The 10404-nt window shown below is 56.6% G+C and carries 10 protein-coding genes and 1 tRNA gene; 4 read left to right on the forward strand and 7 right to left on the reverse strand.

Features of this window, described 5'->3' with window-relative positions:
* The 7 genes from glyS to miaB form a co-directional block, all read right to left on the reverse strand.
* A partial coding sequence (gene glyS, locus AC3GOJ_RS09750) for a glycine--tRNA ligase subunit beta (protein WP_488237277.1) occupies window positions 1-1229 on the reverse strand: 1229 nt, incomplete at its 3' end.
* A complete protein-coding gene (gene glyQ / locus AC3GOJ_RS09755) occupies window positions 1229-2134 on the reverse strand; it encodes a glycine--tRNA ligase subunit alpha (RefSeq protein WP_488237278.1) in 906 nt (301 codons plus the stop codon). The genes glyQ and glyS, both read right to left, overlap by 1 nt.
* A gap of 110 nt (window positions 2135-2244) precedes the next feature.
* Window positions 2245-3831, reverse strand: coding sequence for an apolipoprotein N-acyltransferase (gene lnt, locus AC3GOJ_RS09760; RefSeq protein ID WP_488237279.1), 1587 nt, complete (start codon window positions 3829-3831; stop codon window positions 2245-2247).
* The gene (locus tag AC3GOJ_RS09765; protein ID WP_488237280.1) at window positions 3831-4736 is read right to left on the reverse strand and encodes a CorC family transporter; all 906 of its coding nucleotides are present in this window, start codon (window positions 4734-4736) and stop codon (window positions 3831-3833) included. The genes lnt and AC3GOJ_RS09765 overlap by 1 nt, the downstream gene beginning before the upstream one ends.
* A gap of 6 nt (window positions 4737-4742) precedes the next feature.
* Window positions 4743-5213 (reverse strand): rRNA maturation RNase YbeY, encoded by a 471-nt coding sequence (gene ybeY, locus AC3GOJ_RS09770; RefSeq protein ID WP_488237281.1) that lies wholly within the window; start codon window positions 5211-5213, stop codon window positions 4743-4745.
* Window positions 5214-5246: 33 nt separating this feature from the next.
* Window positions 5247-6254 (reverse strand): PhoH family protein, encoded by a 1008-nt coding sequence (locus AC3GOJ_RS09775; RefSeq protein ID WP_488237282.1) that lies wholly within the window; start codon window positions 6252-6254, stop codon window positions 5247-5249.
* 22 nt (window positions 6255-6276) lie between these two features.
* The gene (gene miaB, locus AC3GOJ_RS09780) at window positions 6277-7671 is read right to left on the reverse strand and encodes a tRNA (N6-isopentenyl adenosine(37)-C2)-methylthiotransferase MiaB (RefSeq protein WP_488237283.1); all 1395 of its coding nucleotides are present in this window, start codon (window positions 7669-7671) and stop codon (window positions 6277-6279) included.
* A gap of 117 nt (window positions 7672-7788) precedes the next feature.
* On the opposite strand from miaB, the gene AC3GOJ_RS09785 reads away from it, so the two are divergent.
* The 4 genes from AC3GOJ_RS09785 to AC3GOJ_RS09800 all read left to right on the forward strand — a co-directional run.
* Window positions 7789-7865, forward strand: a tRNA-Met gene (locus tag AC3GOJ_RS09785).
* A gap of 405 nt (window positions 7866-8270) precedes the next feature.
* On the forward strand, window positions 8271-8585 hold the full coding sequence (locus AC3GOJ_RS09790) for a helix-turn-helix domain-containing protein (protein ID WP_488237284.1): 315 nt from the start codon (window positions 8271-8273) through the stop codon (window positions 8583-8585).
* Between the two features lie 22 nt (window positions 8586-8607).
* Window positions 8608-9909 (forward strand): type II toxin-antitoxin system HipA family toxin, encoded by a 1302-nt coding sequence (locus AC3GOJ_RS09795; RefSeq protein ID WP_488237285.1) that lies wholly within the window; start codon window positions 8608-8610, stop codon window positions 9907-9909.
* A 320-nt stretch (window positions 9910-10229) separates the two neighbouring features.
* Window positions 10230-10404, forward strand: a 175-nt coding sequence (locus AC3GOJ_RS09800; RefSeq protein WP_488236328.1) for a type I restriction-modification system subunit M N-terminal domain-containing protein, incomplete at its 3' end; no start/stop codon positions are given.

The following is a 10404-nucleotide window of genomic DNA, read 5'->3' on the forward strand; positions in this document are numbered from 1 at the left end:
ACCATATCGGTGACGAGGTCAGCCTTGGCCAGCTCGGCGGCACGTGCCACGTGGGTGGTATCGGCACCAATCGCGTTACCGATCTGTGTTGCCAGGTTCTGTACGCGCAGCAGACGATCCAGTTGCGTGCCCAGTTTGTTGTGATAAACCACGTTGCCCAGCTTGGCGATGCGTGAAGCCAGCGGTTCCTTGCGGTCCTGGGTGAAGAAGAAGCGGGCGTCCGACAAACGCGGGCGAACCACACGCTGGTTGCCGCCAATGATGTGCTTCGGGTCAGCTACCTGCATATTCGAGACAATCAGGAACTGATTACGCAGCTTGCCGGTCGCATCAAGCAAGGGGAAGTATTTCTGATTCTGCTGCATGGTCAGGATCAGACATTCCTGCGGCACTTCCAGAAACTCCGGTTCGAACTCTCCGACGTAGACCACCGGCCATTCCACCAGCGCAGTCACTTCGTCGAGCAGACCTTCGGCCTGGTTAATTTGCGCGCCCAGTGCCTGAGCCTTGGCGGCCAGTTGGGCGCCAATCGTGCCACGGCGTTCTGCGTAATCCGCGACCACCTTACCTTCGTTGCGGAGGATCTCCGCGTAGGCGTCTGCGTTGGAAATCGTGATCAGACCCTGTGATAGGAAGCGGTGGCCCAGGGTTTGCTGACGTGACTGCAGGCCAAGCACGCTACCCGGAATGAGTTGATCGCCATGCAGCTGAATCAGGCCATGCACGGGACGAACAAATTGAACATCCGAGTCACCCCAGCGCATCATCTTCGGAATCGGCAGCTTTTTCAGGGCGTCAGCCACAATGCCGCTCAGCACATCGGCCAAGGGTGCGCCATTGACCTGCATGGTGTAGAAGAAGGTTTCGGACTTACCGTCCAGGCGCTGGGTAAACTTCGGCAGCTCGCTGGTGGCAATGCCCTTGGCTTCAAGCTTCTTGAGCAGGGCAGGCGACGGTTTGCCGTCGGCCCCCAGCGCCACGCTCACCGGCATCAGCTTTTCTTCCACTTCCTGATCAGGGGCAACCGACAGGACATCGGGAATCAGTACGGCCAGACGGCGTGGCGTCGCAAACCACTGATACGACACATTGTCGGCCACCAGTTTCTTCTGGGTCAGGCCGGCGAAGACGCCAGCAGAAAATACTTCACCGAAGCGAGCCAGGGCCTTCGGTGGCAGCTCTTCAGTCAGTAGCTCAACGAGCAGTGGGGCATGTTTGGCCTGATTCATCACACGGCCTCCTTCTGAGCCGAGGTGCCGCACATCGGGAAGCCCAGAGCTTCGCGGCTGTCGTAATACGCCTGCGCGACTTGGCGGGCCAGCGCGCGGACGCGGCCGATATAGGCAGCACGTTCGGTGACCGAAATGGCACCGCGGGCATCGAGCATGTTGAAATTGTGCGAACACTTCATCACCTGCTCGAAGGCCGGTAGCGGCAGCCCGATGTCCATCAGGCGCTTGGCTTCGGCTTCATGGTCCGAGAAGTGGCGGAACAGCATATCCACCTGCGCGTGTTCGAAGTTGTAGGTCGATTGTTCCACTTCATTCTGGTGGAACACGTCGCCGTAGGTGACGATGTTGTCGCCATTCTTGGCCCACACGAGGTCGTAGACGTTTTCTACACCCTGCAGATACATGGCGAGGCGCTCCAGACCGTAGGTGATCTCGCCCAGCACCGGTTTACAGGTGAGCGAGCCGACTTCCTGGAAGTAGGTGAACTGCGTGACTTCCATGCCATCCAGCCAGACTTCCCAGCCCAGACCCCAGGCACCCAGGGTGGGCGACTCCCAGTCGTCTTCCACAAAACGGATGTCATGTTCTTCAGTCTTGATGCCCAGCGCGCGCAATGAATCAATATACAGATCCATGATGTTGGCGGGCGAGGGCTTCAGGACGACCTGGTACTGATAGTAATGCTGCAGGCGATTCGGATTTTCCCCGTAGCGCCCATCTTTGGGGCGGCGCGAAGGCTGAACATAAGCGGCGTTCCAGGGCTCCGGGCCAATGGCACGCAGGAAGGTGGCGGTGTGGAAGGTACCGGCACCGACTTCGATATCGTAGGGTTGCAGCAGGACACAGCCCTGGCGGTTCCAGAATTCCTGCAGGCGCAGGATAACGTCCTGAAAGGTCAGCATGTTTTGCATTCCATCTCTAAAGCGGCGAGCGCACCATCGCGCCCGACAGAAACCCCAGATTTTACGGGTTTTTTAGCGACAGAGCAGTAGGAATTGGCGAATTAAGCGCCTCAGGCGCGGCGTTGACGACGGGTCAGAAGGCCCCAGCCCAGTAAAACGAGCGACAGCACCAGAATCGGACCATCAAACCAGCGTTGGTAGGGGGTGCGGCCACTCATGCCTTGGACGCTGGCGACCAGCGCGTTGCGGGTAAACGCCGCCAGCACGGCCTGGCGCTCACCATTGGGGGCGATGACCGCCGTCATGCCGGTATTGGTGGCGCGCAGCATCGGACGGCCATTTTCCAGGGCGCGGATCTGGGCAATCTGCAGGTGTTGGGGTTGGGCGAGGGAGTCGCCAAACCAGGCCGTATTCGACATGTTGACCATCATCGTGGCCTCATCCGCGCGCTGGGCGATGGCTGCCCCGAAAATATCTTCATAGCAGATGTTGATGGCAAGCTTCTGGTGGCTGAGCTGCATCAGAGGTTGATCCGCTTCCCCGGCCGTAAAGTTGGGCAGCGGCATATTGATCTTTTTCAGGAACCAGCCGAATCCGGGCGGTGTGATCTCACCAAAGGGCACCAGATGGACTTTGCTATAAACCTGGAGTGGATCCACGCCCATGGAGACCGCGCTGTTGGCGTACCAGTTCTGGGCAGGCGTTGTCGGATTGTTTTCACCGGTAGGCACCCCCATCAGAATGTTGCCGCGCTGTTCCTGTCCGATGCGTTGCAGGTCCTGCAGGAACTCGGCGGGTGCTTCGGAAAGCAGGGATGGAATCGCCGTTTCCGGCAAGACGATCAGCGTGGCCGGGTTGTTGCGGGCCAGCTGGAAGTACGTCAACAAGGTCTGGACATATTGCTCGGGCTGCCACTTCATCGATTGCGGTACGTTGCCCTGAAGGAGTGACACCTTGAGGGGTGTGCCTTCAGGTTGAGTCCAGTGAGCCTGATGTAACAGCGCACCACTGGTGAACAGCGCTGCAATGATGGCCGATTGCGGGGTGACCGAAGCAGACCAGTGCCAGCCAGCATTGCGCAGACGGATCCAGAGCTCGGCACACACGCCAGCCAACCAGGCGGTGATGAAGCTCAAGCCGTAAGCGCCAACTATCGGTGCGAAGCCGGCCAAAGGGCTGGGCGGAGCCTGGGTATAGCCCAGGTTCAGCCAGGGGAAGCCGGTGAACACCGTGCCGCGCAGCCACTCGGCCAGCAGCCAGCTGGCGGCAAATAACAAGGGGCGCGCCAGCCCGGCATCCGGACGGGCGATCTGCGCCGACGTAGGGCTTTGCGTGCTGTGCTGGGTGCCGTTGCAGAGCCGGAAGCAGAGCGCGGCCAGCATCGGGTACATGGCCAGATAGGCCGCAAAGAGTAAGGTTGCCGTGAGCGACAACAGCATGGGCATGCCACCAATATCGTGCATGCTGACATAAACCCATGAAATGCCGGCCAGAAACTGGCTGAGGCCAAAGCTGAAACCGATGCCAGCCGCCTGACGTTTGGTTTGGGCGTTGCGCAATAGCAGATACAGCGCGGCCCAGCAGATCATGCCAAGAGGCCAGAGCGAGAAGGGGGCAAAGGCAGCGACACCCAGAAACCCCCATCCGATGGCCTGGGCATATGGCGACATGCGCCGGAAGTCAGGCTTCCAGCGCATCAGGCATCATCTCCGTTGTGGTGGCCTTCCTGCGGGGGGCCGTCGTTGGAGACCGGCGGTTCGAGCACTTCGACCATCAGACTGTACAGGCGACGGTTGTCCGCACGGATCACCCGAAACAGCAGACCATTCAGTTCGATACTTTCGTTACGGCGCGGGACCCGTCCCAGGTAGTGAACGATCTGGCCCCCCAGCGTATGAGCGTCCTGATCGTCAAACTGGCAGCTAAAGGCGTCGTTAAAGCGATCGACCGGGGTTTGTGCCTTGACCCGATAGCGCCCGCTGGCATCCAGCTGAATGTCGGTATCCAGTTGCGCCTGATCGTGTTCGTCTTCGATTTCGCCGACGATTTCTTCCAGCACGTCTTCGATGGTCACCAGGCCGGCCAGACTGCCAAACTCGTCAATCACCAGCGCCATATGGGTATGACTGATGCGGAATTCGCGCAGTAAGACATTAAGGGGTTTGGATTCCGGGATAAACATCGCCGGACGCAGCCAGTCTTCCAGACGGAAGTTGGAATTACCGATGGAGCGGAGTAAATCCTTGGCCAGCAGAATACCGCGGACATCATCGTCATCCTCGCCGATGACCGGTAGCCGGGAGTGCCCCGAGTCGATCACCTTGCGAATCGTTTGCGGCAGAGGCTGATCAGCCGAGACGGTATGAATCTGCTGGCGCGGCACCATGATGTCACGCACCGTCATTTCGGCCACGGTAATGGCACCTTCGATAATCGTCAGGGCTTCCGCATCGACCAGGTTGCGTTCATGCGCACCGTGCAGCAGCTTGAGCAGCTCGCTGCGATCATCCGGCTCCCGCAGAAGCATCGTGGAAAAACGGTCAATCAGTTGGGTGAGGCTATTGCCCGGGGTCGCCCGGGCGGGTGTAGGGGAGGGGTCCATTAGTGCTTATGCGTACGGGTCGGCAAAGCCCAGATCAGCCAGAATTTCGGTTTCAAGCGATTCCATTTCTTTGGCATCGCGATCATTGAGATGGTCATAGCCCATCAGGTGCAGCACCCCATGCACGACCAGATGGGCCATGTGGGCGGTAACCGTTTTCCCCTGCGCCTGTGCCTCGCGGACAATCACACTTGGACAAAAGACAATGTCACCCATCAGCGGGTCGTCTTCATAGGGAAAAGAGAGCACATTGGTCGGCTTGTTTTTGCCACGGTACGTATCGTTCAGGTGCTGGCTTTCTTCGTCATCCACGAAGCGCATGGTGATTGTGGCAGCATCCCCGTAGACAGCCTTGGCCCATTTGCGCAGCAGCTTGCGATCCGGAATCTGCTTGCGCAGCTCATCGGTGCATACCCGCTGAACCGTCAGGTCCAGACGTTTGGCACGTTTTTCGGTAGTGGGCTCGTTAGAACTCATGATGCACGTAGCTTACCTGGGTTTTGTTAAGTTTTAAGCATTCTCGCTGGTTTTTGCCTGGTGGGCCTCATAAGCCGCCACAATGCGTGCCACCAGGGGGTGGCGGACAACGTCTTCCTTGCCGAAATAGGTGACGCCGATACCGCGCACATCGCGCAGAATGCCCGTCGCTTCGGCCAGACCGCTCTTCTGGCCGCGTGGCAGATCTACCTGGGTCGGGTCGCCGGTAATCACCGCTTTGGCACCGATACCGATCCGGGTCAGGAACATCTTCATCTGTTCCGGCGAGGTGTTCTGGGCTTCATCCAGAATGATGAAGGCATTGTTGAGCGTGCGGCCACGCATAAAGGCGAGGGGGGCGACTTCCAGCATGCCCTTTTCGAAGAGTTTGGTGACTTTCTCAAAACCCATCAGGTCATAGAGCGCGTCGTACAGCGGGCGCAGATAGGGGTCGACCTTCTGAGACAGATCACCGGGCAAAAAGCCCAGGCGCTCACCCGCTTCAACGGCCGGGCGCGTCAGGATAATGCGCTGCACGTGCTCGCGTTCAAAGGCATCAACGGCACAGGCCACCGCCAGAAAGGTTTTGCCGGTACCAGCCGGGCCAATGCCGAAGGTAATGTCATGGGCCTGAATGTTCTTCAGGTATTCCACCTGACGGGGCGTCCGACCATGCAGATCGGCCCGTTTGGTTAACAGGATCGGTGCATCGCCCACGCCCAGATCGGCATCTTCGCGAGGCGCGACGGCCGGCATCAGGGCCGGGTCCTGGCGCAATTCGATCAAACCGAGCTGGATCTCATCCACGCTGAGCGGTGCTTTGCTGTTGCCTGCCAGTTCGTAAAAAAAACGCAAGGCTTTAGCGGCGCGCTCCCGGCTGCTGCCCGTGCCCTGAATACGGAAATGCGCACTACGGCGGGCAATGGTGACATCAAAGCATTGCTCGATCTGGCGCAGATTTTCGTCCAGCGGGCCACATAGGCTGGCCAGCCGGTGGTTGTCCAACGGTTCCAGCGAAAATTCGAGCGTACGTGTACTCATACGTGGTGATTCCTTGAAGACGTTAGTCTTTGACAACAATGTCGCCGCGCAGAGAGTGCGGCAACGATTCCACGATAAGTACGTCCACAAACTGGTGAATCAAGCGGGTGTTCCCCACAAAATTAACAATCCGGTTGTTATCTGTCCGTCCGGCGACCTCATTGGCGTCTTTACGCGATAGGCCTTCCACCAGAACCCGCTGTACCGAACCCACCATGCGCTGGCTAATGGCCTGCGCCTGTTCTTCAATGCGCGCCTGCAAGCGCATTAAGCGTTCGATCTTCAGCTCATGCGGCGTGTCATCGCTCAGCTCAGCGGCTGGCGTGCCTGGGCGGCTGCTGTAGACAAAGCTGAACGAGTTGTCGAAGCCGATCTCCTCGATCAGCGCCATCGTCTTCTCGAAGTCTTCGGCCGTTTCACCGGGGAAGCCGACAATAAAATCCGACGACAGCGACAGATCTGGCCGCGCTGCACGCAGTTTGCGGATCACCGACTTGTATTCCAGCGCCGTGTAGCCCCGCTTCATGGCCATCAGCACGCGGTCCGAACCGGCCTGCACCGGCAGATGCAGATGCGAGACCAGTTTCGGTACGCGGGCGTACATATCGATGAGCTTCTGCGTCATTTCGCGCGGATGCGACGTCGTATAACGGATGCGCTCGATCTCGGGCATCTCGGCAATTGTTTCAATCAGATCCGCCAGATCGGCGATGGTGCCATGGCCATCCATTTCCCCGCGGTAGGCGTTGACGTTCTGGCCCAGCAGGGTGACTTCTTTCACACCCTGTGCCGTCAGTTCGGCAATTTCCGTCAGGATATCGCCGAACGGGCGCGACACTTCTTCGCCACGGGTGTAGGGCACGATACAGAAGCTGCAGTACTTCGAGCAGCCTTCCATAATGGAGACGAATGCGCTGGCACCCTCTGTGCGCGCGGGCGGCATGGCATCAAATTTCTCAATCTCCGGGAAGGAGATATCTACCGCCGCCTTGCCGGTGTTGCGGCGCTCGGCAATCAGGCTGGGCAAGCGGTGCAGTGTCTGCGGGCCAAAAACCACATCCACATAAGGGGCGCGTTTAACGATCTCGCCCCCTTCCTGTGAGGCGACACAACCACCCACGCCAATCACCAGGTTGGGGTTCAGTTCTTTCAGAGGGCGTACGCGGCCTAGATCGTGAAACACTTTTTCTTGTGCTTTTTCGCGCACCGAGCACGTGTTGAACAGGATCACATCGGCGTCTTCGGGGCGATCCGTCTTGACCATGCCCTCGCTGTCGGACAGCACATCCAGCATTTTGTCCGAGTCATACTCGTTCATCTGGCACCCGAAGGTCTTGATGAACACTTTTTTGGGGCGCGGCGTCGCCGAGGTTTCGGCAGCAGTCGGCGAAATGGAGTCAGTTTGGGGGTGCGTCATGCCTGTTTTTTTAGGTAAAAGCGGTAAAAATCAAGGCAAATTATACACTTGCCAAGCGGTGGACGGGTTTTTGGCTTGACGTAAAGCTAAGGTGCCTATTAGAATCATGCCCCTTGTGGTGATGTAGCTCAGTTGGTTAGAGCGATGGATTCATAACCCATAGGTCGGCAGTTCAATTCTGCCCATCACCACCACGTATTACGCGGCTTCCCGAAAGGGAGGCCGTTTTTATTTGTGCGCTGTCTAGGGTATGTCTAGGGTTGCATGCTCACCGGCTGAGATGAGTGACTGGCCAAAACCACCCCACCCATCATTAGAAAGCCTTATTCACACTGCGACTCTAGGTTGATAGCAGTACTAATCTAGGCATTGACTGAAATCGGCTGCGGCCGTCATTACGCTCAATTTTTGACTTACTGCTGATTCTGATCATCGTAAGTCAACTGGGTCTAAGAGCTAGGCATGGTAATGCCTATTTTTCGGGCAGGGGTAAGGCCGTTAACGTGGACCGGACGATTTTTATCGGCTATAGCAAATAATTTGCATTTATAGTCTATGACCTATATATTGAATATATCGGCTTTGGGAGATAAAAAGACATGGATTACCCAATCAGTTTCGCAGAGCAACTTGCGCAGCATCTGAAGGCTTTTAGAAAGTCCCGCAGGCTGACTCAGACGCAGCTGGCTATGCATTTGGGTGTAACGCAGTCGCGTGTTGCAGATATCGAGAGTAATCCGGGCAAAGTCAGTTTTGAGAGCCTTCTGAAGGTTTTAGCAGCGCTGGATGTTCGGATGGTGTTGAGGAGTGAAGCGGCAGAAGCCGTGCCTGCACCAACTGGCAAGAGGCCGAAGACGCTGGCGGAGCTCAAGTCAGAGCAAGACCACTCGAAGCTGAGTAATGAGGATTGGTGAGATGCGGTCACTCAATGTCTGGATGAATGGGGTGCTTGTGGGCACCTGGTCCTACGGGCGAGGGGATTCGCATCGTTTCGTCTACGATGCCGAGTGGTTGAAATCGTCGGCTTGTCGTTCGTTGTCGCTTTCTCTGCCGCTCAGTGCCTCGGGAGAAATTCGCGGGGCAGTGGTTGCACACTATTTTGATAACTTGCTGCCCGATAGCGAGCGGATTCGCAAACGCCTGAAAACGCGTTATGGCACGAGGTCTGACCGTGCGTTTGATCTGTTGGAAGCGATCGGCCGGGACTGTGTCGGCGCCGTGCAATTGCTTCCGATAGGGTCGGAGCCTGTGGGTTTTGATCGTGTGAGCTATGATGCGTTGGATGAGGCAGGTGTGGCGGCACAGCTGCGGATGGTGCCAACACTACCCGGTTATGTAACGGATACTCATGCCGATTTCAGGATCTCTATCGCTGGCGCGCAGGAAAAGACGGCATTGCTCAAAGAGGGTAAGCGGTGGTGCATCCCCACCGGAGCAACCCCTACATCCCACATATTTAAGCTACCACTGGGTCGAGTTGGTGGATATCAATTCGACCTGAGACATTCGGTCGAGAATGAATGGCTGTGTCTGAAGTTTCTGGCCGCACTGGGGTTGCCGGTGGCATCGGCGGAGATCGGTCAATTTGAAGATCAGAAGGCGTTGGTCGTAGAACGGTTTGACAGACGTTGGGTGGCAGCACGCGCTGGCAAGCCGCGTTGGCTGGCGAGATTGCCCCAGGAAGATTTCTGTCAGGTGTTGGGTATTTCTCCAGATAATAAGTATGAGTCGGCAGGTGGGCCGGGCATTCGTGCGGCATTACAGATACTGCAAGGGAGTCAGACTGCGGATTTGGACAGAACCATTTTTGTGCTGACGCAGTTTGTGTTCTGGTTGTTGGCAGCCATCGATGGCCACGCCAAGAATTTTTCCGTCAGGCTGCATGCTCAAGACAAATACGAGATGACGCCTATTTACGATGTGTTGTCGGCGTGGCCAATTATTGGCAGTGGGTCCAACCATTTACCGATGCAAGATGCAACAATGGCAATGGCGTTGCGCGGTAAAAACACGCACTACCGTGTATCCGAAATACATGCGCGCCACTGGAAGGGGCTGGCTAAAGATTGTGGTGTGCCAGGGGTCTGGGAGTGGATGCTAGAAATGGCTGGGAGCGTTGATGATGCCATTGCAAATGTCATGATCCAGCTGCCGCAAGAATATCCAGTTGCGTTGGCTGAAACAATTTTTGATGGGGTGCGTAAGCAGGCGGAGACGTTCCTAAAAGGTGCCTCATGAGCTTTGGGCGATGTTTGGAAATAGTCACATTGATGTTGACTTTTCGTGGCAAAAACGCAACACTTGATTGACTGATTTTTGGGCAAAAACACCCGAAAATTCTGCGTTTAAGAACCGAAGTGCGGTGCAGCAAATACGGGTTATTTTCCGGGTGCTTGGCAAAACAAAGCTGAAGAAAAAACCCTTTAAATCAATGAGATGATTTTTCAGTTCAATTCTGCCCATCACCACCAGTTTTGCAAAAAGCCGTTGATTCTATGAGTCAGCGGCTTTTTTATTGTTTCGGCAATGCATAATGACCAGATTAAAAAAGGTTTTCTATGCTCGACGACATTAAAAAGACCCTATGGGCGGCGGCCGACAAACTGCGCGCCCAAATGGACGCCGCTGAATACAAGCACCTGGTGCTTGGCCTGATCTTTGTTAAATACATCTCCGACACCTTTGCCGCGCGCCGTGCTGAGCTAGCGCGACGCTTTGCCGACCCTAAAGATG

This window comes from Fluviibacter sp. (assembly GCF_057744235.1).

What these genes read in the sequence shown, in the direction of transcription:
- miaB (WP_488237283.1), bottom strand. Translation starts at nt 7,671, where the DNA reads ATGACGCACCCCCAAACTGACTCCATTTCGCCGACTGCTGCCGAAACC.
- AC3GOJ_RS09765 (WP_488237280.1), bottom strand. Translation starts at nt 4,736, where the DNA reads ATGGACCCCTCCCCTACACCCGCCCGGGCGACCCCGGGCAATAGCCTC.
- glyQ (WP_488237278.1), bottom strand. Translation starts at nt 2,134, where the DNA reads ATGCTGACCTTTCAGGACGTTATCCTGCGCCTGCAGGAATTCTGGAAC.
- ybeY (WP_488237281.1), bottom strand. Translation starts at nt 5,213, where the DNA reads ATGAGTTCTAACGAGCCCACTACCGAAAAACGTGCCAAACGTCTGGAC.
- AC3GOJ_RS09790 (WP_488237284.1), top strand. Translation starts at nt 8,271, where the DNA reads ATGGATTACCCAATCAGTTTCGCAGAGCAACTTGCGCAGCATCTGAAG.
- lnt (WP_488237279.1), bottom strand. Translation starts at nt 3,831, where the DNA reads ATGCGCTGGAAGCCTGACTTCCGGCGCATGTCGCCATATGCCCAGGCC.
- AC3GOJ_RS09775 (WP_488237282.1), bottom strand. Translation starts at nt 6,254, where the DNA reads ATGAGTACACGTACGCTCGAATTTTCGCTGGAACCGTTGGACAACCAC.
- AC3GOJ_RS09795 (WP_488237285.1), top strand. Translation starts at nt 8,608, where the DNA reads ATGAATGGGGTGCTTGTGGGCACCTGGTCCTACGGGCGAGGGGATTCG.